General features: G+C 72.8%; 20 protein-coding genes. 15 read left to right on the top strand and 5 right to left on the bottom strand.

The annotated features are described in order from the left end of the window. Window positions 1-54: 54 nt before the first annotated feature. Genes ACZ7LU_RS17650 through ACZ7LU_RS17640 form a run of 3 tightly spaced genes read right to left on the bottom strand, consistent with a single transcriptional unit; the run spans window position 55 to window position 3,253 of the window. Window positions 55-930: a sugar ABC transporter permease gene (locus tag ACZ7LU_RS17650; protein WP_398311814.1), complete on the bottom strand. Its 876-nt coding sequence runs from the start codon at window positions 928-930 to the stop codon at window positions 55-57. Continuing rightward, window positions 927-1,937 carry a carbohydrate ABC transporter permease gene (locus ACZ7LU_RS17645; RefSeq protein WP_468316630.1) on the bottom strand — a complete coding sequence of 337 codons (1,011 nt, stop codon included), beginning with the start codon at window positions 1,935-1,937 and terminating at the stop codon, window positions 927-929. The genes ACZ7LU_RS17650 and ACZ7LU_RS17645 overlap by 4 nt, the downstream gene beginning before the upstream one ends. A 41-nt stretch (window positions 1,938-1,978) precedes the next feature. Continuing rightward, complete coding sequence (locus ACZ7LU_RS17640) at window positions 1,979-3,253, bottom strand: extracellular solute-binding protein (RefSeq protein ID WP_468316628.1); 1,275 nt, start codon at window positions 3,251-3,253, stop codon at window positions 1,979-1,981. Between the two features lie 305 nt (window positions 3,254-3,558). Between ACZ7LU_RS17640 and ACZ7LU_RS17635 the strand changes: the two genes are divergently transcribed. After that, the gene (locus tag ACZ7LU_RS17635) at window positions 3,559-4,584 is read left to right on the top strand and encodes a LacI family DNA-binding transcriptional regulator (protein ID WP_398311823.1); all 1,026 of its coding nucleotides are present in this window, start codon (window positions 3,559-3,561) and stop codon (window positions 4,582-4,584) included. Here ACZ7LU_RS17635 and rfbB read toward each other — a convergent pair. Both rfbB and ACZ7LU_RS17625 read right to left on the bottom strand, forming a co-directional pair. Next, window positions 4,571-5,572 carry a dTDP-glucose 4,6-dehydratase gene (gene rfbB / locus ACZ7LU_RS17630; RefSeq protein ID WP_471917147.1) on the bottom strand — a complete coding sequence of 334 codons (1,002 nt, stop codon included), beginning with the start codon at window positions 5,570-5,572 and terminating at the stop codon, window positions 4,571-4,573. The genes ACZ7LU_RS17635 and rfbB overlap by 14 nt on opposite strands. Further along, window positions 5,569-6,636 (bottom strand): glucose-1-phosphate thymidylyltransferase, encoded by a 1,068-nt coding sequence (locus ACZ7LU_RS17625; RefSeq protein ID WP_471917146.1) that lies wholly within the window; start codon window positions 6,634-6,636, stop codon window positions 5,569-5,571. The genes rfbB and ACZ7LU_RS17625 overlap by 4 nt, the downstream gene beginning before the upstream one ends. 243 nt (window positions 6,637-6,879) lie before the next feature. Here ACZ7LU_RS17625 and ACZ7LU_RS17620 point away from each other — a divergent pair, with 243 nt between their 5' ends. The 14 genes from ACZ7LU_RS17620 to ACZ7LU_RS17555 are packed head-to-tail and all read left to right on the top strand — an operon-like array spanning window position 6,880 to window position 25,480. Next, window positions 6,880-8,184, top strand: a complete 1,305-nt coding sequence (locus ACZ7LU_RS17620) for an aspartate aminotransferase family protein (RefSeq protein WP_471917145.1) — start codon at window positions 6,880-6,882, stop codon at window positions 8,182-8,184. Further along, window positions 8,181-9,212 (top strand): ABC transporter ATP-binding protein, encoded by a 1,032-nt coding sequence (locus ACZ7LU_RS17615; protein WP_471917144.1) that lies wholly within the window; start codon window positions 8,181-8,183, stop codon window positions 9,210-9,212. The genes ACZ7LU_RS17620 and ACZ7LU_RS17615 overlap by 4 nt, the downstream gene beginning before the upstream one ends. Then, window positions 9,209-10,021 carry an ABC transporter permease gene (locus ACZ7LU_RS17610; RefSeq protein ID WP_471917143.1) on the top strand — a complete coding sequence of 271 codons (813 nt, stop codon included), beginning with the start codon at window positions 9,209-9,211 and terminating at the stop codon, window positions 10,019-10,021. Before ACZ7LU_RS17615 ends, ACZ7LU_RS17610 begins: the two co-directional genes overlap by 4 nt. Further along, the gene (locus ACZ7LU_RS17605) at window positions 10,018-10,830 is read left to right on the top strand and encodes an ABC transporter permease (protein ID WP_471917142.1); all 813 of its coding nucleotides are present in this window, start codon (window positions 10,018-10,020) and stop codon (window positions 10,828-10,830) included. Before ACZ7LU_RS17610 ends, ACZ7LU_RS17605 begins: the two co-directional genes overlap by 4 nt. A 5-nt stretch (window positions 10,831-10,835) precedes the next feature. Continuing rightward, window positions 10,836-12,287, top strand: coding sequence for a hypothetical protein (locus ACZ7LU_RS17600; RefSeq protein ID WP_471917141.1), 1,452 nt, complete (start codon window positions 10,836-10,838; stop codon window positions 12,285-12,287). Further along, a complete protein-coding gene (locus tag ACZ7LU_RS17595) occupies window positions 12,284-14,437 on the top strand; it encodes a glycosyltransferase (protein ID WP_471917140.1) in 2,154 nt (717 codons plus the stop codon). The genes ACZ7LU_RS17600 and ACZ7LU_RS17595 overlap by 4 nt, the downstream gene beginning before the upstream one ends. Next, window positions 14,430-15,605, top strand: coding sequence for a sugar phosphate nucleotidyltransferase (locus ACZ7LU_RS17590; protein WP_471917139.1), 1,176 nt, complete (start codon window positions 14,430-14,432; stop codon window positions 15,603-15,605). The genes ACZ7LU_RS17595 and ACZ7LU_RS17590 overlap by 8 nt, the downstream gene beginning before the upstream one ends. Then, entirely contained in the window at window positions 15,602-16,561 is a 960-nt protein-coding gene (locus ACZ7LU_RS17585) for a carbohydrate kinase family protein (protein ID WP_471917138.1), read from the top strand. The genes ACZ7LU_RS17590 and ACZ7LU_RS17585 overlap by 4 nt, the downstream gene beginning before the upstream one ends. Window positions 16,562-16,575: 14 nt before the next feature. Further along, on the top strand, window positions 16,576-19,689 hold the full coding sequence (locus ACZ7LU_RS17580) for an HAD hydrolase family protein (protein WP_471917137.1): 3,114 nt from the start codon (window positions 16,576-16,578) through the stop codon (window positions 19,687-19,689). Then, window positions 19,686-21,911 carry a 4-alpha-glucanotransferase gene (gene malQ / locus ACZ7LU_RS17575; protein WP_471917136.1) on the top strand — a complete coding sequence of 742 codons (2,226 nt, stop codon included), beginning with the start codon at window positions 19,686-19,688 and terminating at the stop codon, window positions 21,909-21,911. Before ACZ7LU_RS17580 ends, malQ begins: the two co-directional genes overlap by 4 nt. Further along, the gene (locus ACZ7LU_RS17570) at window positions 21,889-23,127 is read left to right on the top strand and encodes a sedoheptulose 7-phosphate cyclase (protein ID WP_471917135.1); all 1,239 of its coding nucleotides are present in this window, start codon (window positions 21,889-21,891) and stop codon (window positions 23,125-23,127) included. Before malQ ends, ACZ7LU_RS17570 begins: the two co-directional genes overlap by 23 nt. After that, on the top strand, window positions 23,120-23,497 hold the full coding sequence (locus tag ACZ7LU_RS17565) for a cupin domain-containing protein (protein ID WP_471917134.1): 378 nt from the start codon (window positions 23,120-23,122) through the stop codon (window positions 23,495-23,497). The genes ACZ7LU_RS17570 and ACZ7LU_RS17565 overlap by 8 nt, the downstream gene beginning before the upstream one ends. Further along, the gene (locus tag ACZ7LU_RS17560) at window positions 23,478-24,548 is read left to right on the top strand and encodes an ROK family protein (RefSeq protein WP_471917133.1); all 1,071 of its coding nucleotides are present in this window, start codon (window positions 23,478-23,480) and stop codon (window positions 24,546-24,548) included. The genes ACZ7LU_RS17565 and ACZ7LU_RS17560 overlap by 20 nt, the downstream gene beginning before the upstream one ends. Beyond that, window positions 24,545-25,480, top strand: coding sequence for a sugar nucleotide-binding protein (locus tag ACZ7LU_RS17555; protein ID WP_471917132.1), 936 nt, complete (start codon window positions 24,545-24,547; stop codon window positions 25,478-25,480). Before ACZ7LU_RS17560 ends, ACZ7LU_RS17555 begins: the two co-directional genes overlap by 4 nt. Window positions 25,481-25,531: the final 51 nt, after the last annotated feature.

Genomic DNA, 25,531 nt, shown 5'->3' with positions numbered 1-25,531 from the left:
GTCTTCCCTGGGGATCGAGTGGGGTGGGGGCGGGACGTCGTGGAGCGGGACGCCTCAGGACTTCGTCGCGCCCGCCGTCAGGCCGGAGACCAGGTGGCGCTGGGCGAAGCCGAAGATGACCGCGGCGGGCACCGCGACGATCACGGCGGACGCCGTCAGCGAACCCCAGTCGCTGGTGTACTGGTTGACGAAGGTCTGCAGGCCGCCGGCGAGCGTGAGGTTCTCCTCGCCGGTCATGAAGGCGGAGGCGTAGGCGACCTCGGCCCAGCCGGTGATGAAGCTGTAGAACCCGGTGACGGCGAGGCCCGGCTTGGCCAGCGGCACGATGAGCCGCCAGAACGTGCCGAACGGATTGAGCCCGTCGACCCGCCCGGCCTCGTCGATCTCGACCGGGATGGTGTCGAAGTAGCCCTTCATCATCCAGGCGCAGAACGGCACGGCGATCGTCAGATAGGTGACGACGAGCCCGACGGGCTGGTTGAGCAGGCCGAGGCTCGCGAGCAGGTTGTACAGCGGCACGATGAGCACCGCGACCGGGAACATCTGCGTGATCAGGAGCATCCACATCAGCGGCCGCATGCCGGGGAACTTGAAGCGGCTCACCGCGTAACCGGTCGTGGCCGCGATGAAGACGCCGATCACCGTGGTCAGGCCCACCACGACGAGGGAGTTGAGGATCCAGTTCGGGAACTCGGTGTCGTTCAGGACGTGGTCGTAGTTGCCGAGGGTGAAGTCCTTCACCAGGTCGGTGGAGAAGGCCTCGCTCTCCGGCTTGAACGACGTGACCAGGAGCCACAGCGGCGGCAGGACCGCGATGGCGCTGGCCAGCAGCAGGGTCGCGTGCAGGGCGACCGACGCCAGCGGGCCGCGCTCGTCGCGCCCCCTGGGCTTGCGCTGCTTCACCTTCGGTTCGGTCGGCACGGTGGTCACCACACCTCTCCCTGCTTGCGGAGCGCGCGGCGGTAGGCCACCGCGATGATCGACAGAAGGGCGAGGATGAGCACGCCCCAGGCCGCGGAGCCCGCGAAGTCGCGGGGGCTGACGACGAACGAGAGCCGATAGGCGTACGTCACCAGGATCTCGGTGGAGTCTCCCGGGCCGCCCCTGGTCAGCAGGAAGATCACCGGGAACATGTTGAAGGTCCAGATGCCGCTGATCAGGATCACCGTGCTGGCCACGGAGCGCAGCCCCGGCAGGGTGATGTGCCGGAAGCGCTGCCAGGGGCCCGCGCCGTCCATCTCGGCCGCCTCGTAGAGCTCGCCCGGGATGGACTGCAGGCCGCCGAGCATGGCCACCAGCATGAACGGCACGCCGAGCCAGACGTTGACGGTGATCACCGAGAGCTTGGCCCAGGTCGGGTCGTTGAGCCACGGGACCGCGTCGATGCCGCCGCCCGCGAGGAGCTTGTTCAGCAGGCCCTTCTTCTCGTTGAAGAGGAGCCGCCAGGTGAAGACGGAGACGAAGGCCGGCACCGCCCACGGCAGGATGAGCGCCATCCGGTAGAGGGAGCGTCCCGCCAGCCTGCGGTTGAGCATCGTGGCGAGCGCGAGACCGAGCACGAAGGACAGCGCGACGCAGGACACGGTCCACACGACGGTCCAGGTGAGCCGGTCCCAGAAGACGCCGTCGGACAGGATCGCCTGGTAGTTGTCGAGGCCGACGGACTCGTAGGTGGCGGGGATGTCGTTGACGCCGATGTGCCGCTCGACGTTCGCCTCGTTGGCGTTGGTCGTCGACAGGTACACGCCCCGCACCAGCGGATAGCCGACGATCACGCCGATCACGATGACCACGGGGGCGACCATGGCCCACGCGTACCAGTAGGTGGCGAACGCCCTGCGCAGCCGTCCTGAATTCTTGGCGGGGCGGTGGCCGCGGCCGCGGATGCGCTGCGCATCCGCGGCCTTCACCACCGACCGGCCCGTCTCGACAGCCATGGGTCGGTCAGCCCTCCCTCTTACTCGTCGTCCTTGAGGAGTTACTTGTAGTCCTTGAGGAGCTTGCGGTAGGCGTCACCGATGCCCTTGGCGCCGTTCTCGGGCGAGGTCTTGCCGCTGAGCACCTTGCCCAGCTGCAGCCGGATCGGCTCGAAGAGCGCGTTGGCCTCCGGGATCCACGGCCGCTGCACGGACTTCTCCACGGCGGGCTTGAAGAACTGCACCATCTGGTTGTCCTTGACGGACTTCACGTCGTAGACGGAGGTGCGGGTCGGCAGCAGGCTGAGCTCCTCGGTGGTCTGCTGCTGCACCTTGGCGGAGCTCATGTACTTGATGAACTCGTACGACGCGTCGAGGTTCTCGGACCCGGCGTACGCGGCGAGGTTCCAGCCGCCCTGCGGGGCGCCCTGGCGCGCGCTGCCCGCCGGGGCCGGGGCGACGCCGAGGTTGCCCTTGTCGCCCTTGAACTCCTTGCCCTGCAAGGCGCCTTCGATGGACCAGGGGCCGTCGAGCGCCATCGCGACGTCGCCGTCCTTGAAGGCGTTGAGCTGGTTGTTGTAGCCGTCGCTCGCGTCGGTGACCGCCGCCTTGGAGTCGACGAGGTCCTTCATCACCGAGAAGGCCTTGGCGCCCTCGGGGTCGTCGACGGTGACCTTCTTGTTCTTGGTGTCCAGGAGGTCGCCGCCCTCTCCGTAGAGGTACGGGAGGTAGTAGTACGGGTCGTCGCCGCGGAGGTAGAGGCCGGTCTTGCCGGACTTGGACTTGATCTTCTTCGCGGCGGTCTTCACGTCGTCGAAGGACTTGGGCACGTCGACGCCGGCGGCCTTGAGCATCTTCTTGTTGTAGAAGAGCGCGAGGGTGTCGATGGTCTGCGGCGCGGCGTACGTCTTGCCCTTGAACTTCGTGCTCGCGGCGGCCTGCGGGAGGTAGTCGTCGGCCTTGTCGAGGGCGACGGTGTCGTCGAGCGGGGCGAGGTAGCCGAGGGAGGCGAAGTCCTGGGTCCAGGCGACCTCGGTGCGCATGACGTCCGGGGCGCCGGAGTTGCCGCCGGCGGCGTTCTTGAACTTGGCGTTGGCCTCGCCGAACGGCACGTTCACATAGTCGACCTCGACGTCGGGGTGCAGCTTCTCGAACCCCTTGGCGATCTTCTCGTACGCGCCCTTCTCGGCGTCGTTCGAGGTGTCCCAGAAGGTCACGGTGCCGGAGAGCTCGCCGGAACCCTTCTTGCCGCCGCTGCCCTCGTCGTCGCCCCCGCAGGCTGCCGCTGTCATGGCCAGGGCAGCAATCAGCCCGGTGGCCGCTATGCCACGCCGCATGTGAACTCCTTCAACTGATCCCGGAATCACGGGGAGACGAAGAGGTGCCTCCTGCTGGCCGCTCTCGACGCGGCGCCGGGTTGCCAGGAACGTAACAGCGTTGGAATGCGCCCGAAAGAGCTTGCGGCAAATTTCTGCAAGGACCGGTGATCGTTACGTCTGTGTGTCCTTACCGTTGCCGGTGCTGCGCTTGACAGCGTGCCGGGCGCGCTGAATACGCCTGCAAGGTTCTTGCAGGACAGCTCTTTCCGCAAGCTTTCACGGGCGGTGTGCAATCCCGTCGGCGACAGGTACAGTCCAGTGCCATGACCGCACGGCTTGTCGACATCGCAGCCCACGCGGGGGTCAGCGAAGCCACCGTGAGCCGCGTCCTCAACGGCAAGCCCGGAGTGGCCGTGGCCACCCGCGAGGCGGTGCTCGCCGCCCTCGACGTCCTCGGGTACGAGCGTCCGGTGCGGCTGCGCCGGCGCAGCGCGGGCCTCATCGGCCTCATCACTCCCGAGCTGGACAACCCGATCTTCCCCGCGTTCGCCCAGGTCATCGCGCAGGCCCTGACCCGGCAGGGCTACACGCCGGTGCTCGCGACGCAGACGCCCGGCGGCTCCACGGAGGACGAGCTCACCGAGATGCTGGTGGACCGCGGCGTCAGCGGCATCATCTTCGTCTCGGGGCTGCACGCCGACACCACCGCCGACATGGGGCGTTACGAGACGTTGCGCGCCCAGGACGTCCCCTTCGTCCTCGTCAACGGCTTCTCGCCGGACGTGAAGGCCCCCTTCGTCTCCACGGACGACCGCGCCGCCGTCCGGCTGGCCGTCACGCATCTGACGTCGCTCGGCCACACGCGGATCGGTCTCGCGGTCGGCCCCAAGCGGTTCGTCCCGGTGGTGCGCAAGATCGAGGGGTTCCAGCTGGGCCTGCTCGAACGCCTCGGCCTGGACCCCGACGAGTCGGCCGAGCTGATCCAGCACTCCCTCTACACCCTGGAGGGCGGGCAGGCCGCGGCCACCACCCTCATCAACCGCGGCTGCACGGCCGTCGTGTGCGCCAGCGACATGATGGCGCTCGGCGCCGTCCGGGCCGCCCGCGACCTGGGCCTGAGCGTGCCCCGGGACATCTCGGTGGTCGGCTTCGACGACTCCCCGCTCATAGCGTTCACCGATCCGCCGCTGACCACGATCCGACAGCCGGTGCAGGCGATGGGCCAGGCGGCGGTCCGCGCCCTGCTGGAGGAGATCGGCGGCACGCCCGCGCCGCACGGGGAGTTCGTCTTCATGCCGGAGCTGGTGGTGCGGGGCTCCACGGGGTCGGGGCGGCTCACGCCGCGATGAGCGGCTGCCACCACGAGCGGTGGCGGTCGTACCAGCGGGCCGTCTCGGCGAGCGCCGCGTCGAAGTCGGTGACCGGCCGGTAGCCCAGCTCGGTGCTGATCTTCGTGTGGTCGACGGCGTACCTGCGGTCGTGCCCCTTGCGGTCGGCGACATGGGTGATGCGCGTGGCGTCGGCGCCGCAGAGCGCGAGCAGCTTCCCGGTCAGCTCCAGGTTGGTGAGGGAGGTGCCGCCGCCGATGTTGTAGATCTCTCCCGCCCGTCCTCGCGTGCGGACCAGTTCGAGGCCGCGGACGTGGTCCGTCAGGTGCAGCCAGTCCCGCACTTGCAGCCCGTCGCCGTACACCGGGACGCTGCCGCCGTTCAGCAGGGAGGTCAGGAAGCGCGGGATGACTTTCTCCGGGTGCTGGTGCGTGCCGAAGTTGTTAGAGCAGCGGGTGACGCGCACGTCCAGGCCGTGGGTGCGGTGCTGGGCCAGGGCGATGAGGTCGGCGGCGGCCTTCGACGCCGCGTACGGGGAGTTGGGCCGCAGCGGGTCCTCCTCGGTGGCCGCGCCGCGCGGGATCGAGCCGTACACCTCGTCGGTGGAGACGTGGACGAAGGTGGTGACGCCGTGGCGGAGGGCGGCGTCGAGCAGGGTCTGGGTGCCGAGGACGTTGGTGCGGGTGAAGGCCGAGCCGTCCACGATCGAGCGGTCCACGTGCGACTCCGCCGCGAAGTGCACCACCTGGCCGTGGTGTGCGGCCAGCTCGCCGACCAGGCGGGCGTCGCAGACGTCGCCGCGCACGAAGGTGAGGCCGGGGTGGGCGCGGACCTCGTCGAGGCGGTGGAGGCTGCCCGCGTAGGTGAGGCTGTCCAGGACGGTCACCTCGACGCCGGGCGGCCCGGTGGGGCCGAGGAGCGTCCGGACGTACGCGGAACCGATGAAACCGGCGCCGCCGGTGACGAGGATGCGCCGGCCGCGGCGGCCCGTGGGGGCGGAGTGGTTCATGAGGTCAAGTGCACCTTGCTGTGGTCGCCGATGACGAGTCGGTGGGCCTGGGGCAGCCGGGGGGCCGGGGCCACGACCGCGCCGCGGCCGATGAGCGAGGACTCGATGCGGGACGCGCCCTCCACGTCCGCGCCGCGCAGCAGCACGGAGTGGGCGATGGCGCTGTCCTCGATCCGGCAGTCCTCGCCGATGGCGGTGTACGGGCCGATGCTGGAGTTGCTGATGACGGTGCCCGCGCCGATGACGGCCGGGCCGACGACGCGTGAGCCGCGCACGACGGCGCCCTCGGCGAGCCGGACCCGGCCGAGGACGGTGCTCTCCGGGTCGACCTTGCCGTCGAGGCGGCCCTCGATGCCGTCGAGCACCTGGCGGTTGACCTCCAGGAGGTCGTCGACGCTGCCGGTGTCGCGCCAGGGCCGGGTGGTGGTCTCCGCCCGCACCCGCAGGCCCCGGTCGAGCAGCCACTGCACGGCGTCGGTGATCTCCAGCTCGCCGCGCACGGAGGGTCTTATCGCCCGGACCGCTTCGTGGATGTCCGGGCCGAAGGCGTAGACGCCGATGAGTGCGAGGTCGCTGCGCGGCCGGTCGGGCTTCTCCGCGAGGCTCACCACGTCGCCGGCCGCGTCGAGTTCGGCGACGCCGAAGGCCGACGGGTCGGGGACGCGGGTGAGGAGGAGGCGGGCGGCGCCGGGCTGGGCTGCCGCGCGCTGGGTGAAGCCGGTGAGGTCGTCCTGGAGGTAGTTGTCGCCGAGGTAGAGCAGGAAGTCGTCGTCGCCGAGGAACTCCCGTGCGATCAGCACCGCGTGGGCGAGGCCGAGCGGCCGCTCCTGGTGGAGGTAGCTGACGCGCAGGCCGAAGGCGCCGCCGTCGCCGACGGCGGCGCGGACGTCGCCGCCGTGCCGGCCCACGACGATCCCGGCCTCCCGGATGCCCGCCGCGGCGATGGCCTCCAGGCCGTAGAAGAGCACGGGCTTGTTGGCGATGGGCAGCAGCTGCTTGGCGCCGGTGTCGGTGAAGGGGCGCAGCCTGCTGCCCGTTCCGCCGGCCAGGATCAGGGCCTTCAAGGAAGCCGTCCGCGGGGTGGGGCGGCCTGGGGATGCGTTCTCACGGGTCCCTCCTCGCTTGCGAGGCCTCGACTCAAGCAGAGCGCGGCACACCACCGCAAGAGCCAGCTGAAAGTTTCAGCAATCTCTTGCCAAGGGCGTGACGGCTTTGTTTGACTCGGTGCGCATCGCCGGTCCCGCCGCTCAACTTCGGTGCCGAACCGGGCAGTTCAGCGGCACCACACACACCGACTGGGGGCAGCAGTGACAGGTCACCGGCAGCGCGCCCGGCTCGACCGGGAGGCCCGGCACCTCGCGCCCGGCGCGTCGGAGGAGACCGCCGCCGGGCAGCGCGTCTTCGCCGAGGGGGCGGGCGCGCTCCTGACCGACCTCGACGGCAACCAGTACCTGGACTTCGCGGCCGGCACCCTCACGCAGTCGCTCGGCCACTGCCACCCGGAGGTCGTCGAGGCCCTCACCGCACAGGCCGGGCGGCTGTGGAACGTGCACGACGCCGCCACACCCGAGCGGGCCGACCTCCTCGACCTGCTCGCGCGGCTCCTGCCCGACCACCTGTCGACGTTCGCGTTCTTCTCCACCGGCGCCGAGGCCGTCGAGGCGGCCCTGCGCGTGGTGCAGGCGACCGCCCCCGCCGGGCGCAACCGGATCGGCGCGCTGCGCCACGGCTTCCACGGCAAGACGATGGGCGCCCGGATGCTCGTCCACTGGGACATCGGCCACCAGGCCTTCGCCGGGAACAGCGTCCTCGGCTACGCGCCCGACTGCTACCGCTGCCCGCTGGAGCTGACGTATCCGAGCTGTGAGCTGCGGTGCGCCTCGCTGGTGCGCAAGCACATCGCCGAGAAGCCGAACGTCGCCGCGCTGGTCTTCGAACCGGTGCAGGGCGCGGCGGGCGTCGTCGTGCCGCCGCCCGGCTACTGGGAGCGGATCGCCGAGGCCTGCCGGGCGAACGGCGTGCTGCTCGTCGCCGACGAGGTGCTGACCGGCGGCGGTCGCACGGGCGCCTTCCTGGCCTGCGAACTCCTCGGCATCGAACCGGATCTGGTGGTGCTCTCCAAAGGCATGGCGAACGGCTTCCCCTTCGCGGTGCTCGCCGGGCGCCCGGAGCTGCTGCGCTCCCCCGAGGCCGCCACGGCAGGTTCGTACGCGTCCACCTACGCGAGCAACCCGCTCGGCATCGCCGCGGCCCACGCTACGCTCCGCGTCATCGAGCGCGACGGCCTGGCCGAACGCGCTGCCGCGCTGGGCGAGTTGCTCAGTGACCGGCTCGCGGCCCTGCGTGCCCGGTTCGACCAGCTCGGTGACGTGCGCGGTGTCGGGCTCCTGTACGGCCTTGAGTTCGTCACCGACCGGGAGAGCCGCACCCCCGCGCCGGATCTGGCCCGCGCCGTCCACAACGCCGCCCTCGACCTCGGCCTGCGCACGGCTCTCGGCGGCCACATCATCCGGCTCGCCCCGCCGTTCACGCTCGACGAAGCACAACTCGACGAAGGCGTGGCGCTGTTGGAGCTGGCCGTCGAGCGGGCCCGCGAGCAGGTGGTGACGTGATCGTCGCGGAGAACCTCACCAAGGAGTTCCGTGTCGCCGAGCGCAGGCCGGGCCTGCTCGGCAGCCTCGCCACCCTCCTGACCCGCGAGTACCGCACCGTGCATGCCGTGGACGGCGTCTCCTTCGAGATCCCCGCCGGGTCGAAGACCGCGTACATCGGCGCCAATGGAGCGGGAAAGTCCACCACCATCAAGATGCTCACCGGCATCATGACGCCGACCTCGGGGCGCTGCCTGGTCGCCGGCGTCGAGCCCTACCGCGAGCGGCGGCAGAACGCCCGCTCCATCGGCGTCGTCTTCGGCCAGCGCAGCCAGCTGTGGTGGGACCTGTCGGTGCCGGACTCCTTCCGCATCCTGCGCCGCGTCTACGACATCCCGGACCCGGTCTACCACCGCAACCTCGCGCTCTACCGCGACCTGCTCGACATCGACGCCCTCGGCACCACACCCGTACGGCAGCTGAGCCTCGGCCAGCGGATGCGCGCCGAGATCGCGGCGAGCCTGCTGCACGACCCGGCGGTCGTCTTCTGGGACGAGCCGACCATCGGCCTCGACATGGTCCTCAAGGAGGCCGTGCGGGACCTCGTCAACCGCGCGCACCGGGAGCTCGGCACCACCGTGGTGCTCACCAGCCACGACATCGCCGACATCGCCGCGATCTGCGACAGCGCCCTGGTCGTCGACCACGGCCGGGTCGTCCACCAGGGCACCATCCAGGACCTGCTGCGCACGGCCGACCGGCGCTCGGTCGCCTTCGACCACCGGGGCGGCCTCCCGCCGCGCGACGCCCTCGACCGGATCGAGCGGGGCCTGCCCGGCGTGCGGGCGGCCGTCGGCGACGGCGGCCGGATCCGGGTCGACTATCCGGCGGACCTCTTCACCTCCCGGCAGGTGCTCGCCTTCCTCCTGGACCACTTCGACCTCACCGACTGCTACGCGCCGGAGCCGGACCTGGAGGAGGTGCTGCGGCAGATCTACGGCCGGGCGCCGCGGCCCTCGCCGGTCGGCGCCGACGGTGGCCGCCCATGAACACCGGCCTGCGGCGCTACGTCCCCTTCGCCACCGGCGGCCTCCAGTCGCTGCTCCAGTACCGCTCGATGTTCGTCGTCACGGGCGTCACCGCCGCCGCGGGCGCCGCGGTGACCGTCTTCCTGTGGCGCGCGGTGTACGCGGGCTCCCCGGACGGCGTGGGCCCCGGCGGCTTCACGCCGGCGAGCATCACCACGTATCTGCTGGTGGCACAGGTCCTTCAGGTCCTGCACGCCAACCGGGTCGACGACGAGGTGGCCGCCGAGGTCTACCGCGGGGACGTCGCGGTGATGCTGGTGCGGCCGGTCAGCTATCCGCTGGTGCGGCTCTTCGCGTGTCTGCCGGTGGTCGCGGCCAACGCCGTCCTGGTCGGCGTGCCGGTGCTGGTGCTCTTCTCCTTCCTGGTGCCGCTGGCCGCGCCCCGGCCCGGCGACGCCCTGCTGTTCGCCGTGTCGACCGCCCTGTCGGTGCTCATCGCGTTCTGCGTGAACCTGCTGACCGGCATGACCGGCTTCCTCACCACGAACACGTGGGGGGTGCGGATGGTGAAGCAGAGCGTCGTCGCCTTCTTCGCCGGGCAGCTGGTGCCGATCGCGCTGATGCCGGGGCCGCTCGCCGCCGTCGCGCACGCGCTGCCGTTCAGGGGCATGGTCGACGGTCCGCTCACGCTCCTCCTCGGACGGTACGAGGGGGTGGGCGGGGCCGTCTCCGTGCTCGCCCAGCAGGCGGGCTGGGTCGTCGGCCTCACCGTCCTGTGCGCCGTGCTGTGGCGGGCCGCGCTCGGCCGTCTGGAGGTGCTCGGCGGATGACGCGCACACGCCTCGGCACGGCCCTGTGGTACGTCCGGCTCTCCTGGTTCCTCGGCGGGGTCGGCCTGCACCGGCTGGCCGCCTACCGCCTCGACTTCGCGCTCGGCGCCGGGGCGTTCCTGGTGCGGGTCGGCATCCAGACGGCGGTGGTGGGCCTGGTCTTCCGGCAGGTGCCGGCGGTGGGCGGCTGGTCGTACCACGAGGTGCTGTTCCTGCTCGGCTTCTCCCTGCTGCCGCGCGGCCTCGACCACCTCTTCACCGACCAGCTGTGGGAGCTGGGCCGCAAGCTGGTGCAGCGCGGCGAGTTCTACCGCTATCTGATCCGCCCGGTGAACCCGCTCTTCTCGCTGCTCTCGGAGCGTTTCTTCCACCCCGACGCGGTCGGTGAGCTGGTGGTGGGCGCGGTCCTCGTGACGTACGCGGGTGCCTCGCTCGACCTGGAGCTCACGGCGGTCCAGTGGGCGCTCGCGCCGCTGCTCGTGCTCTGCGGGGCGCTGATCCACACGGCGGTGAAGCTGTTCTTCGCGTCCCTGTCGTTCTGGACGGTGACGAGCCTGCCCGCGATGTACGCGGCGAGCCAGGTGTCGGAGTTCGCCGCGTACCCAATCGACATCTACCACTCGTCGCTGCGGGCGCTGCTGACGTGGGTGCTGCCGTTCGCCTTCACCTCGTACGTCCCGTGCGTCTATCTGCTGTCCGGCGGGACGGGGCTGCTCGGGTGGCAGCCCGTGGTGACGGCCCTGTCGCTGCTGCTCGCCCTGGCCGTGTGGCGGCGCGGCGTCAACGCGTACGAGATGACGGGGAGTTGAGGTCATTGATCCGGGACGAGGAGCTGGAGGCGCTGCTGCGCACGGCACCCTGGATGTCCGAGGGCGGGCGGAAGGCCGACCGGTACGAGCGGGTCGACCACGCCGTGCTCGGCTCCGCCGCGCTGCTGCTCGTCGTGGCGGCGGTCGGCGGGCCCGCGGCGGGCCGGCGGTTCTTCGTGCCGGTGGCCGTCCACGGCGGCCTCCAGGAGGCCCACGCGAGCGAGGAGTTCCACCGGACCGCGGTGCTCAGGACACTGTCCGGCGGTCTGCTGCACACGGCGCGCGGCGGCACGGTGGAGTTCCGGAGCGCGGCCGGCGGGCCCGGGGCCTCGCGCGAGGTGCGGCGGCTCTCCTTCGAGCAGGGCTGGTCGTCCAACGCCCTGTCGCTGATGGAGGTCGGCGGCGTCGCGCACATCCACAAGACGTACCGCTGCCTCGACGAGAGCGTGCGGGAGCCCGACCTGCTGCGGCTGATGAACGGCACCGGGCGCACACCGGAGTGGGCGGGCGACTACGCGTACACCGACCCCGCGTCCGGGACCCGCCATCCGCTGGGCGTCGTCTACCGCTACGCGCCGGGCGAGGGCATCGACGTACCGCTGCGGCAGAACATCAGGGCGCTGTGGCCCGCGCTGCCCCGGCTCCTGGAGAAGGGTACGCCGGACGAGGCGGCGCGCCACCATCTCCGGCCGCTGGAGCGGCCGTTGCGGGAGGCGGGGCGTTTTCTGCGCGGCTTCCACGCGGATCTGGCGGAACGGCTCGGCGACGGCACACCGCAACCCGCCTATCCGGTGGGCGAACAACTGGCGCGGGCCGAGGACCGGCTCGCCGAGCTGCACGGCCGCACCACCGCCGACCCGGCGCTGCCCGCCCGGGCCGTGCGGGACGCGTTCCGTGCCCTGGACGGCGAAGTCGCGGCACTGCGGCGGGCGACGACCCGGCCGGGCGCGGCCTGGACGGGCGGCCCCTGCCACGGCGACCTGCACCTGTCGCATCTGCTGTGGCGCCCGCTCGCCCTGATCGACCTGTCGACGCCGAGCACGGCCCCGACCGCGCCGGGCTGGGCCGCGCAGTCACCGCTGGAGGACGTGGTCGCCCTGCGGCGGGGCCTGGAGTACTTCGCGGCGGACGAGGCGGCGTTCGAAGTGGCTGGGCGCCTTGGCGTCGACTCGCTGGAGGCCATGTTCGGTGCGCTGGACGGCGCGGCGGACCTTCCCGAGGACCGGCAAGGCACCCTGCGCCAGGTGTTCGCGGTGGCGGACAGCTGGCGGGACCGCGTGCAGGAGCTGCTCCTCGGGCCCGCCGCCGACGATCCGCTGCGGCGGCTGCTCTACCTGCGCAGGCTGCTCCACGAACTCGCCTACAACCACGCGCATGCGCGCCCCTACCACGCCGCGATCGACCTGCGCCACGCGCTGCGCCTGGGCAGCCCCAACCACGAGGACGTGAGGCCGTGACGACCCCGCACACCCCCCGTATGCACATCATCGAGACCTACTTCGAGTGCTGCGGCTTCGACCACACCTTCTTGCAGGGCGGCACCTCGGTGTACCTGTGGAACCTCTCCCGGGCCTTCGCCGCGCGCGGCCACCGCGTCTCCATCGTCACGCCCGCGCACGGCAGGCTCGACGACCTGCGCTCGCGCTACGACGTGGAGGACCTGCCGTACGAGGACACGTACACGCTCCCGCTCGTCCTGGACCCGCGGGTGTGGCAGGGCTTTCCCGCCGAGACGGCGCTCGGGCTGCGCACGACCGCGCACCGCATCCGGCTCGAAGGCGTCGACCTGTACTTCCTCTCCAACGACTACCTCGACCGACTGCCCGTCACCTTCTATCCGCCGTACTCCGCCAAGGGCCGGGACCTGGTCTTCTTCAAGCCGCTCGTCTTCCAGGCCGACAGCGTGCGGTTCCTGCGCCGCTGGTTCGGCGAGGAGCGGGCCGTGGTGCACGCGCACGAGCCGTACTACCACTACCTGCTGCCCGCGGCGCTCCGCGACGACCCGACGAAACTGGTCGTCAGCACCGTGCAGAGCAACATGCCCATCACTAAGAAGGTGTACGGGCCCGAGGTGCGGCGGCTCCTCGAACTCCTCGACGCCAAGGCCGTCTTGCCGGCGCCGGCGGAGCGGGACGAGCACGCGGCCCCCGCGGCCATCGTGCAGTACCAGCAGCTCACCCACCTCCACTACACCTACCCGCCCGACCACGTCGCCCTCTACGAACTCACCGCCGAGCACGCCGATCTGATCGACTTCCTCTCCCCCGGGCAGCTGGACTTCTACGCCTCGTTCCGCGACACCCCGTTCGCCGAGCTCTTCGAGCGGCTCCCGATGGCCGACGTCGTGCGGCGCAACGCCCACAAGATGTTCGTGGGCGGCTGCGCGATCTCCGACGAGTGGCTCGCGATGGACCCGGCCGGCGTCGACCGCGCGGCCGTCCTCGGCGGCCTCGGCCTCGACCCGGCCCTGCCCACCTTCTTCCACAACGCGCGCTACGCGGTCCACCACAAGGGCCAGGTGGAGCTGGTGCGGGCGGTGGACCGGGTCCTGAGCGAGGGACTGGCCGCCAACTTCGTGCTGCGCTGCATCGCCGGTGAGGGCATCGACGACCCCTTCTTCCACGAGGTGGCACGGCGGCACGCGGGCCGGCTGCACCTGGAGTGGGAGCGGGTCGACGAGCGCCGGGTGTTCGCGTACGCGGCGAGCTCGGACTTCTGCCTCTTCCCCTCCAAGTTTGAGATGGACACCTTCCTGATCGCCCAGGGCGAGGCGATGGCGTGCGGGGCCGCACCCATCGCCACGGCCCAGGAGGGCATGGCCCACTTCCGGCACGCCGAGGGGCCCGAGACGGGCACCGGCTTCGCCGTGAACCGGTCGTTCGCCGAGGACGACCCGCTGCTCACGGACGCGCTCGCCGACCGCATCCGGGACGCGGTTGCGCTGTGGTCCGACGACCCCGCCCGCTACCGGGAGCTGTCGGCGCGGGCGTCCGCCGTCGCGCGCGGCTTCACCTGGGAGCGCTGCGCGGACCTGCACCTGGCCGCCTTCGGCCGGCTGTGGAGGGGCGAACCCGCCGAGGTGCCCGACGAACTCGCCCTGCGGCACGGCTGGTTCGACGCCGTGCGGGGAGCGCCGGCCGAGGCGGTGCGGGAGGCGGCCGTCGCGCACGGCGCCGTGGAGGTCTACGAGCGCCACGCGCCCCTGGACGCCGACGCCGCGCTCCGCATCTTCGACACCGCCTGGCGGCGCGCCGACTTCGCCGCCTGCGAGCGGGTCCTGGAGCGGGCGCCGAGCGGTGCCGTGCGACGGGAGGACGTGGACCGGCTGCGCGGTCGCCTCGCCGTCGTCGCCGACGGGCGGATCCGCTACCGGCTCCCGCACGCGGAACGCGTCGAGCTGGTCACTCCCTCCGTCCCCGCCGACCCGTCCGACACCGCCGACGCCTCCAGCACCGGTGGGCAGGGCCGCGCCCTCCCCCGCGTACAGCTTCTGGAGCGCATCGCACCGGGCGAGTTCACGGGACCGGCACCCGACCGGCCGGGCGCCCGGCTGCTCCTGACGCTGTCCTCCGGGCGCGTCACCTGGGACGAGGTGCGTCATGGCTGACCGGAGCGTCGCGGACACGGTCCGCACGGTGCTGCTCGCGGGCGGCGAGGGCAGGCGCATGGGTCCGCTCGGCGCGGGGCGGCTCAAGCCGCTGGTGCCGTACGGCGGGGCCTGCCGCCTCATCGACTTCAGCCTCGCCAACGCCCGTGCCTCCGGCCTCGGCGAGGTGCTGCTGCTCTCCCAGTACGAGGAGCGGCAGCTGATGGACGACCTGCACCGGGTGTGGAACCAGGGGCCGGAGTTCCGGGTGCACTTCGGTCCGTACGACCGTGCGTACACGGCGGCCGGGACGCACCCGCCGGACGAACTGCCTCCGCGCACCTGGCCTTTGGAGCGGGGTACGGCCGACGCGCTGATCCGTAAGGGCGGGTACGTCTTCGAGGGCGACAGGGGTGGCCGGCACGACGCCGAGCACGTCCTCATCCTGCACGCCGATCACGTCTACCGCTTCGACTACCGGCCGCTGATCGCCGCCCACCGGGCGTCGGGGGCGGCGCTGACCCTCGCGTACCAGCGCATCGAGCCGCGCTGGGTGCACCTCTTCGGGATGGTCGAGTTCGATCCGCGGGGCAGGCTCACCGCGTTCGTCGAGAAGCCCGAAGTGCCCACCAGCGACCTGGTGTTCGCGGCGTTCTGCGTCTTCGACGCGAAGATCCTGCGCCGGTACCTGGAGCAGCTGGACGGCACCGACTGGCAGCACGACATCAGCAGGGACGTGATTCCGGCGATGCTCGCGGCCGGTGAGCACATCCGCGGCCACGAGGTGGCGGGGCACTGGGAGGACATCGGCACCGTCGAGCGCTACCACCGCGCGCATCTGGCCCTCGCCGCCTCCCCCACGACCGGGCTGCCCGTGGACCGGATGCCGTGGACCCTCGCCCCCGGCGTGCGGCGCGCCTGGGTGGCGGACGACTTCGGGGTGCGCTCGTCGGTCGTGGCGTCGGACCTCGTCAATGACGGCCGGGTGGCGGAGAGCGTTCTCTTTCCCGGCGTGCGGATCGGCGCGGGCGCGCGGGTGCGGCGCAGTGTGGTGCTGCCCGGCGCCCGGATCCCCGCGGGCGCCGACATCGACGGGGCGGTGTTCATGGAGGACGGGCGGATCCAGCAGGTGACGCCGCCCGTGCCGCAGGACCGGGCTCTGACGGAGACAGAAGGAGTACGCGCATGAGCGAGCCGCAGTACGACGTCCTGGTGGTCGGCGGTGCCGGAGTGGACACCATCGTGCGCGTCGAGGAACTCCGGCTGCCGCCCGGGGACTCGGTGTTCGTGCCGCCCGTGTACGACTACGTGGCGCACACCGGCAACGGGGTCGCGCTCGGCTGGCACGCCCTCGGGCTCGCCACCAAGTTCATCGACTTCCTCGGGGACGACGCGCAGGGACGCTCCGTCCTCGACGCGTACGCCGCGCGCGGCCTGGACTTCAGCCATGTGGTCTCGCCGCACGGCACCCCGCGTGGCGTCAACCTGGTCGATCCGCAGGGCCGCCGGTTCTCCTTCTACGACGGCCGCCACCCCGCCGGCCTGCGGCTGCCCCGCGACTTCTACCTGCCGTACCTGGAGCGCGCCCGGCACGTCCACCTCTCCATCACCGGCATCAACCGCGACATGTACGACGACATCCGCAGACTCGGCCTGACGTGTTCGACGGACCTGCACGACTGGGACGGGCACAACCCGCACCACCGCGGGTACGCGCTCGCCTCCGACCAGGTCTTCCTCAGCGCCGCCGCGATCCACGGCCGCGTCGACGAGGTGCTGCACTCGATCCTCGACGAGGGCAGGGCGCGCCTCGTCGTCGCCACGGACGGCGCGGACGGCTGCCACGTCCTGGTGCGCGGCGACGCGGCGGTGCGGCACTTTCCCGCGGTGCGGCCGGAGCGGCCCGTGGTCGACAGCAACGGCGCGGGGGACGCCTTCGTCACCGCCTTCCTGTACGCCCTCTTCGAAGGAAAGCCGGTGGAGGAGTGCGTGCTCGCCGGGTCCGTGTCGGGGGCGTTCGCCTGCGGGAGCGCGGGCACCCACACCGAGTTCATCGACCTGCCGGGGCTGCGCGCCGCATGTGCGCGCGCGAGGACGGACGGCGGAGCGAGAGCGAACGCCTGGGCCGCCCCGGCCGCCGAGTGAAGGGCACCCCTCACGTGCACATCATCAACTTCTCGTTCGAGTGCGGCGGTTTCGACAACCGGCTGATGCGGGGCGGGCTCTCGCCCCTGGTCTGGAACCTGTCCCGGGAGTACGCCGCACGCGGCCACCGCGTCTCGGTGATCACCCCGGCCCACGGGCACCTCGACCGGCTCCGCAAGACGTTCCCGATCGAGGAGCTCGACTATCGCGCGGACCACGTGGTGCCGCTCGTCCTCGACCCCAAGGTGTGGCCGGACCACCCCGCCGAGACCGCCGTCGAGCTGACCACGCGCGCGTACCGGCTGCGCCTCGACGGCGTGGACGTCTACTTCCTGTCCGACGCGTACCTGGACCTGCTGCCCGACCGGCTGTATCCGCCGCCGGGCATGGAGGGCGGGGACCTGGCGTACTTCAAGCCGCTGGTGTTCCAGGTGGACGGGCTGCGCTTCCTGGAGTCGGACGTGCTCGGCGGCGGGCCCGCGGTCGTCCACGGCTTCGAGCCGTACTACCACTACCTCCTGCCACCGGTGCTCGCCGCCGACCCGCTGCGCCGGACCGTGAGCACGGTCGCGGCCAACGCACCGGTCGGACAGCAGGTCCACCGGCCGCAGGTGGAGCGGCTGCTGGCGCTCTTCGGCGCGGCGGACGTGGACCTCGACGCGCTCGACGGTCCGCCGCCCCCGGAGGACAGTGCCGTCGCGACGATGGCGCGGGCCCTCGCGGGCACGCGGATGCACCAGGAGAGCCGGCCCGATCACGTCGGCGTCTTTCCGCTGGTGGCCGCCCACGCGGACCTCGTCGACTTCGTCTCACCCGGACAGCGCGCCTACTGCAGCACCTTCGAGGGCACCCCCTTCGAGGCGCTCTTCGCCACGCTGCCGGTGGCCCGCGAGCTCCGCGCGCACCCGCACAAGCTCCTGATGGGCGGCTGCGGTGTCGCGGACAGCTGGCTGGAGCGGGATCCGGCGGCGGTGGACCGTGCCGCGGTCCTGAAGGGCCTCGGCCTCGACCCCGCCCGCCCCGTCTTCTTCCACGCCGCGCGCTACGCGGTGCACCACAAGGGCCAGCTGGAGCTGGTGCGCGCGATGGAGGAGGTCCTCGCCGACGACCCGGAGATCAGCTTCGTCGTCCGCTGCTCGACGGGCGGCGGCGGTGAGCCGGCGCCGACGGCCGCGAACGCGTACTTCCAGAGTGTCGCCGACCGGCACCCCGGTCAGGTGTACCTGGACTGGCGGCTCGCCGACGAGGACACCCTCTTCGAGCAGGCCGCCTGCGCCGACTTCTGCGTCTACCCGTCCAAGTACGAGCTGGACGGCTTCCTCATCGCCCAGGCCGAGGCGATGGCCTGCGGGGCGGTACCCATCGCCACCGCCCAGCGGGTCACCGGCCACTTCGGGCACGCCCGGCCGCTGACCGACCCGGAGGCGACCGGCTTCTCCGTGCGCGGCTCGTTCCGTGACGACGACCCGCTGCTCGCGCGTGAACTGGCCGGACGCATACGGGAGGCCGCGGCGCTCTTCCGGGACGCCCCGGCCACGTATGCCCGCCTCTCGGCCAACTCCCGCGGCCTGGCCCGCCGGTTCACCTGGTCGCGGAGCGCGGAGCTGCGACTCGCGGCGTTCGCCACGGTGCTGCGCGGCGAACGGCTCGCCTTCCCCGCCGAGGAGGCCATCTCGTACGGATGGTTCGACGCGCTGGACGACGCGGACTTCGCGCGGTTCCGCGAGGAGATCGCGCGCGCGGCGGCCGAACGGGGCGACGCGACGGCGTACGCCCGCTGCGCCCCGCTGGACGGCCCCGCCCATGAGCGCCTTTTCGAAGCGGCCTGGGTCCGGGCGGACTTCGCGCGCTGCGCGGAACTCGCGTCTCTCGCCGGCCGCGCCGACTGGACGGCACGGCTGACTTCCCGCTGCCGCCTCACTCCGGCCCCCGCCGGTGACGGTGCCGGGTGGCGGGTTGAGTACGTCCACGCCGGGGCGGAGCGCGTGGAGGTGGTGGTGGAGTCACCGGGCACGGCGCGGACCGTCGGCGCCCTGGAGTCCCCCGCAGAGGCCGCCACCTCCGACGAGGCGGTGCCGACCGGAAGCGGCGCCGGTTTCCTGGCCCTGGAGCGCGGGGAGCGCGGCACCTTCCACGGAACCCTGACCGCGCCGCCGGTCGGGCACGAACTGGTCGCCATGGTGACCTTGCGCTCGGGGCGCATCGCGTGGGACGCGATGCCGGTCGACGGGGTGGCGGCGGGGCCGGTGGATGAGGCCACGGCGGAAGCCACGGCACGTGTCGTCGAGGTCCCTGTTTCGGTGCCGTACCGGGTCGTCGCCACCGATCTCGACGGCACGCTGCTGCGCGGTGACCTGTCCGTGTCGGACCGCACGCGGCGGGCTCTCGCGCTGGTCGCCGGTGCGGGCGCGCACCATCTGGTGGTCACCGGGCGGCCCGCCGCCGCCTGCCGGCAGTTCCTCACGGAGCTCGGGTACCGGGGCCTCGCGGTGTGCGGGCAGGGCGCCCAGTTGTACGACGCGGGTGCGGACCGGCTCCTCGACTCCGCGCAGCTGGACCTGGAGCTGGCCCGGTCGGTGGTCGCACGGGTCGAGGACGTGCTCGGCACGGTGGAGCTCGGGGTCGTCACCGCGCCGCCCGAGAGCCGCTTCAAAGTGACTCCGCGGTTCGGGGAGCGGGTCCGGCACGGGTGGGACGTGACGGCCGACCGGGAGCGGCTGTGGGCCGGCCCCATCGACAAGCTCGTCCTGCACCACCCCGAGGTGCCGGAGGACCAACTGGCCGCCGTCGCCCGCGGGTTGTGCGGCGACGAGGTGACCGTCGTCCACTCCGTGAAGGGCATGGTGGAGGTCCTGCCGCCCGGCATCACCAAGGGCACGGGGGTCGCGCGGGCGGCGCGACTCCTGGGGTTCACCGGTGCGGACACGGTCGCGTTCGGCGACATGCCCAACGACGTTCCCCTCCTCGCCTGGGCCGGCCACGGGGTGGCCGTCGCCAACGCGCACGCGGAGCTGCGCGCGATGGCCGACGAGATCGCGCCGAGCAACGACGAGGACGGCGTCGCCGCAGTCCTGGAACGCCTCTTCGCCCCGTCCGCCGCCGCAGCCCGAGCGCAGGCCCTGTCATGACGGACGCCCTGTCCGACCTCGCCCGCGCGCACGGAGTGGCCACCGCCTACACCACCGACCGTGGCCACCGCGTCGACGTCACCCCGGACACGCTCGTCGCCGTGCTCGCGGCGTGCGGCGTGGACGCGGGCACGGAGCGGGCGGCGCGGGCAGCGCTGGAGGCCCACCGGAGCGAGCGGGCGGCGCGGCTGCTGCCGCCGTGTGTGCTGGTGCGGGTGCCGGTAGGAGACGGATCCGGCGGGCGGGGCGCCTCGGATAGGCGGGCCGGCCGTCGCGGCGGACCGCAGGGCCCGGGTGGGACTGACACCACTCCACCACTCCGCCTCCCCGAACACACCCACGCCACCGTCCAGTTGGAGCACGGCGGCACCGTCCCCCTCTCCCCCGGCCTCCCGCCCGGCCACCACACCCTCCACGTCCGCACGCCCGACGGCCGTCAGGCCTGCGCGCCCCTGCTCGCCGTGCCCGAGCGCCTGCCCGCTCCGGCGCGCCGCACGTGGGGGTTCCTCGTGCAGCTCTACTCCGTGCTGTCGCGCCGGTCCTGGGGCATGGGCGACCTCGGTGATCTGGCGGAGCTCGCCTCCTGGTCGGGGCGGGAGCTGGGCGCGGGCTTCGCCCAGCTCGGGCCGTTGCACGCCGTGGAGCCGGGGGCGCTGCCCGACCCCTCCCCGTACCGGCCGAGTTCGCGCCGGTTCGCCGACCCGATGCACGTCCGCGTGGAGGCGGTGCCCGAGTACGCGTATCTCGACGCCTCGGCGCGCCCCGCCGTCGAGCGGCTCGTCGAGCGGGCCCGGCAGCTCAACGACGGGGTGCTCAGCGGGAGTTCGCTCATCGACCGGGAGGCCGTGCGCGATCTCAAGCGCCGGGCGCTGCGTGCCGTGCGCGACGTCCCGTTGTCGCCGGGGCGCGCCGCCGCCTTCGCCGCGTACACCGAGCGCGAGGGGCAGGGGCTCACCGATCACGCCACGTGGTGCGCGCTCGCCGATGTGCATGGCGGCGCCTGGCGTTCCTGGCCCGCCGAGCTGCGCGACCCCCGCTCCCCGGCCGTGGCGCGGGCCAGGGAGGAGCTCGCCGAGGCCGTCGACCACCACCGGTGGCTCGCGTGGATCACCGACGAGCAGCTGGCGGCCGCCCAGGCGGCGGCGGTCGGCGCGGGCATGCCGGTGGGGCTCGTCCACGACCTGGCGGTCGGCGTCGCACCGGAGGGCGCCGACGCGTGGGCCCTGCAACACTGCCTCGCCGCCGGCATGAGCGTGGGCGCGCCGCCGGACGACTTCAACCCGCGCGGCCAGGACTGGGGCCAGCCGCCCTGGCGTCCTGACGCCCTGGCCGCCGAGGGCTACCGGCCCTTCGCCGAGCTGCTGCGCGCGGGCCTGCGGCACGCCGGCGCCCTGCGGGTCGACCACGTGATGGGGCTTTCCCGGCTGTGGTGGGTGCCCGAGGGGCGCCCGCCGACGGAGGGCACGTACGTCGGGTACGACCGGGACGCCATGCTCGGCGTACTCGCCCTGGAGGCGTACCGCGCGGGTGCGGGCGTGATCGGCGAGGATCTCGGCACCGTCGAGGACGGCATGCGCGAGGAGCTCGCCGCGCGCGGCATGCTCGGCACCTCCGTGCAGCGCTTCGAGTACCTGGGCGGCTCCACGGGCCGGCACGGACCGCTGCCGCCCGGCCAGTGGCGCGCGGACTGTCTGGCCACGCTCACCACCCACGACCTGCCCACGACGGCGGCCTGGCTCTCCGGCGAGCACGTGGAGCTCCGGGCTCGGCTCGGGCTGCTGACCAGGCCGGAGGCGGAAGAGAAGGCCGCGGCCGCCGCCGAGCGCGACGGCTGGCTCGCCGAGCTGACCCGGCTCGGGCTGCTGCCCGACCCGGACGGCGAGGTCGCCGCCCTGCACCGGTTCCTGCGGCTCACACCGGCCCGGATGCTCGGCGTGTGGCTGCCGGACGCGACGGGTGACCGCCGCCCGCAGAACCTGCCGGGCACCGCGAGGGTGCACCCCAACTGGCGGCTGCCGGTGGCGGACGCGCGGGGGCGCCCGGTCCCGCTGGAAGAGCTGCCCCGGACCGCGCTCCTGCGGACCCTGGCGGACGTCTTCGCGGACCTGGAGAGGGAAGGCCCGCACGACCCCCACGACACCGCCCGCGCACCGGACGACACCACAGAGAACGCGAACGCGAACGAACCCGAGGAGAGACATGGCAGGCCAGGTTCTTGCTGAGGCCGAGGGGGTCCGCGAGGACCCCGGGGGCTTCGACCTGCTCGCACCGGACGGCACCGGCTACCGCGTCGACGTCACAGGCGGGGTCTTCTCCCCGGACAATCCGCTGCTCGCGGAGTACGTCGCGGGCCGCCGCGTGGTGGCCTTCATCGGCCCCACGGTGGACCGGCTCCACGGCGAGCGGCTGCGCGGATACCTCGAAGCCCGTCTGGAGCCCGGCAGTTGGAGCGTGCACACCATCGCCACCGGAGAGCGGAACAAGTCGCTCACGTCGGTCGAGGAGGTCTGCGCGACGGCCAAGGCGGCGGGCCTCGACCGGCACGGCGTGATGCTCGCGGTGGGCGGCGGCATCGTCGCGGACATCGTCGGCTTCGCCGCGTCCATGTACGCCCGCGGCATCCGCTACATCAAGGTCAACACCAGCCTGGTGGGCCAGGTGGACGTCGGCGTCGGGGTCAAGACCGGCGTCAACGCCCTGCACACCAAGAACATGTTCGGCGCCTACCACCCCGCCCACGCCTCCCTGAACGACCCCGCGCTCCTCGACACGCTGCCCGCGCGCGAGATCCGCTGCGGCCTCGCCGAGATCGTGAAGATGGCGGTGATCCTCGACGGCGAGCTGTTCCGGACCCTGGAGCGCCATCCGGACGCCTTCCTGCGCACCCGGCCCGGCGCGCGGGTGGACGAGACGGGGCCGGGCGGCACCGGGGCGGATGGCGGCGATGTGGAGACGTACATCATCCGTACCTCCATGCGGCTCATGATGGAGGAGCTGTGCCCGAACCTGCGCGAGCACGAGCTCGCCCGTCTCGTCGACTTCGGCCACACCTTCAGCCCGGTGATCGAGACGGCGGGCGGCCACCGGCTTGCCCACGGCGAGGCGGTGGCCGTCGACATGGCGCTCTCCGCGCACCTCGCGCGGCTGCTCGGGCTCACCGACGCGGAGACCTGCGAGCGCATCGTGGCCCTGCTCGAACGGATCGGGCTACCGGTGTACGACCCGGAGACCTGCACGCCCGAACTGATGACACAGGCCCTGCGCGCGTCCTGGCAGCGCCGGGGCCGCAAGCTGCACCTGGTCGTGCCGACGGCCCTCGGCAAGGCGACCTTCGTCGACGAGCTTGAGGACGTCCCGGCGGGCACACTGCGGGCCGCCCTGGACGCCCTCGCGGCACGGGCGACGCGGGCGACGCGGGAGGTGCGGCGCGATGGCTGAGGCCCGCACCCGCAACGTACGCGATCTGCTGACCGCCAAGGAGCACGACCACGGCGGCATCGGCACCATCCTCGCGCACCGCGTCTTCGCCCGCGAAGCGGGCGGCCCCGGCGCCGAGTTCATCGATCTGGCGGTCCTGCCGCCCGGCACCTCCATCGGACGGCACCGGCACGGCGCGGACCGCGAGACGTACATCGTGCTCGCCGGGAGCGGGCTGATGTTCCTGGACGGCAAGGAGTTCCGGGTGGGCGCGGGAGACGTCGTCGTCAACCGGCCCCACGGTGAGCACGGCCTGCGCAACGACAGCGCCGACACCGATCTGCATCTGCTGGTCTTCGAGGAGGAACTCCGTGACCACGACGGCGGCTGACCGCCCCTTCACCGTGGCCGACCGCCCCTTCACCGTGCTCGACGTGGGCGGAACCACGCTGCGGGTGGGGAGTTACTCGCCCGCCACTGGCCGGCTCTCGGGGGTGCGCCGGGTCCCGGTCGAGGGCATGGCGCTCCACCCGGACGACGGCGTGCCCGTGCTGCAGGAGCGAGTGGTGGAGCAGATCGTGCGCGAGGTCGACCGGCACGGGGCCGGTGCGGTGCCGCGCGCGGTCGGCGTCGCCTTCGCCGGTCCGGTCACGGCGGAAGGGCTGGTCGTGGCCGCCCCGACCGTGTGGGGGCGGCGCGGTGCACCGCTGCCTCTCGGCGCGCTGTTGAGCGAGCGGCTCGGCGCGCCCGTGACCGTCGTCAACGACCTCACGGCTGCGGCCTGGCGGTACGCAGCCACGGAGACCGAGCCGTTCTGTCTCCTCACCGTCAGCTCCGGCATCGGCAACAAGGTCTTCCTCGGCGGGGACGTGCTCGTCGACCCGGCGGGTCACGGCGGTGAACTCGGCCACTGGGTCTGCGATCCCGCGCCCGACGCGCCGCTGTGCGACTGCGGTGGCCGCGGCCACCTCGGCGCCGTCGCCTCCGGGCGCGGTGTGCTCGCGGCGGCCCGGCGCGCCGCGGTCGCCGACCCGGCGGGCTTCGCCGCGTCGCGCCTCGCCGCGCTCTGCGGGGGCCATCCCGACACGATCGGGAATCCGGCCGTCGCCAAGGCGGTCGGGGAGGGCGACCCGTTCGCCACGGAAGTGCTCCGGGGCACGCTCGTGCCGCTCGCCCAGGCGGTTACGGCCGTCTTCACCTCGATCGGCGTCCGCCGCTTCATCGTGATGGGCGGCTTCGCGCTGGGGGTCGGCGAGCGCTACCGGGCGTTGCTGGTCGAGGAGTTGGCGCGCCAGGGCTGCTTCGGCCTCCCGGCGGACCGCGTCGACGATCTGGTGTCCCTCGGCGCCCCCGACGACGACCACGGGCTGCTCGGCGTCGGCCGCCTCCTGTCGAGCCGGACCGCGGCCGCGGGCGGTCCGTGCGGGCAGGATGCCCGATGACGGCGCCCCTGGTCCCCGGCGGCGCCCGCACCCTCGTCGTCGGCAGCGGCTTCGTCGGCACCGGCATCGCCCGGCGGCTCGCGCGGGCCGGTGACACGGTGACCCTCGTCTCGCGCGGGCGTCCCGCCCGGCCCCCCGAGGAGTACGGGGCGCGCTGGTCCGCGCTCGACGCCACGGACGGCGCGGCCTGCGGCCGTCTCGTGTCACGGCTGCGGCCGGAGCGGATCGTCCTGGTGCACGGCCCCTCCGACGTCACCTGGTGCGAGGCACACCCCGAGGAGGCGGCCGCCGCACACGCCGCGGTGGCCACCAACTTCGCTGCGTTGCCCGGCACTTCGCGCCTCGTCATGATCTCGACGGACAACGTCTTCGACGGTCACGCGTGGCACAACACGGAGCGCACCCCGGTCTCGCCCGCCAACGCCTACGGACGCGCCAAGCGCCGCGCCGAGCAGCTGCTGCTCGCCCGGGCCGAGCGGGCCGTCTGCCTGCGGGTCAGCCTCGTCTACGGCCACGAGCCCGTGGACGCGGGCAAGTGGCTCAACTTCTTCGCCGCCTGCGCCCACCGGCTGACCGCCGGCGCGCCGGTCGAGGCGCCCGACGACCACTGGACCACGCCGGTCCACGTGGACGACGTGGCCGACACCGTGGCCACGCTCCTGACCGGCACGGACCCGCTCCCCCCTGTCCTGCACCTGGGCGGCCCCGACCGGATCACCCGCGCCGAGTGGGCCGCGGTCATCGCGGAGTCCCTGAACGCCCCGGCCGGTCTCGTAGTGCCGGTCCCGAAGGCCCGCAGCCGCTACGCGTCACGCCCCGAGAACGCCTGCCTGGTCAGCGAGTTGCTGCCGACCCTGCCGGCCACGCGCGCCGTCTCCGTACGCGGGGTACGGGACGGCGCGCGCGACCTGGCGTCCGCGTTCCTGTCCTAGGACCTGGGGCGGACGCCCCGCCTGCCCAGCGAGGCGTCGGGGTCCTTCGGG

Source organism: Streptomyces sp. NPDC039462 (assembly GCF_055639375.1).
The sequence above is the reverse complement of the archived record's forward strand: the minus strand, read 5'-3'. Positions and strand labels throughout refer to the sequence as shown.

What these genes read in the sequence shown, in the direction of transcription:
- ACZ7LU_RS17645 (WP_468316630.1), bottom strand. Translation starts at nt 1,937, where the DNA reads ATGGCTGTCGAGACGGGCCGGTCGGTGGTGAAGGCCGCGGATGCGCAG.
- ACZ7LU_RS17640 (WP_468316628.1), bottom strand. Translation starts at nt 3,253, where the DNA reads ATGCGGCGTGGCATAGCGGCCACCGGGCTGATTGCTGCCCTGGCCATG.
- ACZ7LU_RS17635 (WP_398311823.1), top strand. Translation starts at nt 3,559, where the DNA reads ATGACCGCACGGCTTGTCGACATCGCAGCCCACGCGGGGGTCAGCGAA.
- rfbB (WP_471917147.1), bottom strand. Translation starts at nt 5,572, where the DNA reads ATGAACCACTCCGCCCCCACGGGCCGCCGCGGCCGGCGCATCCTCGTC.
- ACZ7LU_RS17610 (WP_471917143.1), top strand. Translation starts at nt 9,209, where the DNA reads ATGAACACCGGCCTGCGGCGCTACGTCCCCTTCGCCACCGGCGGCCTC.
- ACZ7LU_RS17605 (WP_471917142.1), top strand. Translation starts at nt 10,018, where the DNA reads ATGACGCGCACACGCCTCGGCACGGCCCTGTGGTACGTCCGGCTCTCC.
- ACZ7LU_RS17590 (WP_471917139.1), top strand. Translation starts at nt 14,430, where the DNA reads ATGGCTGACCGGAGCGTCGCGGACACGGTCCGCACGGTGCTGCTCGCG.
- ACZ7LU_RS17585 (WP_471917138.1), top strand. Translation starts at nt 15,602, where the DNA reads ATGAGCGAGCCGCAGTACGACGTCCTGGTGGTCGGCGGTGCCGGAGTG.
- malQ (WP_471917136.1), top strand. Translation starts at nt 19,686, where the DNA reads ATGACGGACGCCCTGTCCGACCTCGCCCGCGCGCACGGAGTGGCCACC.
- ACZ7LU_RS17570 (WP_471917135.1), top strand. Translation starts at nt 21,889, where the DNA reads ATGGCAGGCCAGGTTCTTGCTGAGGCCGAGGGGGTCCGCGAGGACCCC.
- ACZ7LU_RS17565 (WP_471917134.1), top strand. Translation starts at nt 23,120, where the DNA reads ATGGCTGAGGCCCGCACCCGCAACGTACGCGATCTGCTGACCGCCAAG.
- ACZ7LU_RS17555 (WP_471917132.1), top strand. Translation starts at nt 24,545, where the DNA reads ATGACGGCGCCCCTGGTCCCCGGCGGCGCCCGCACCCTCGTCGTCGGC.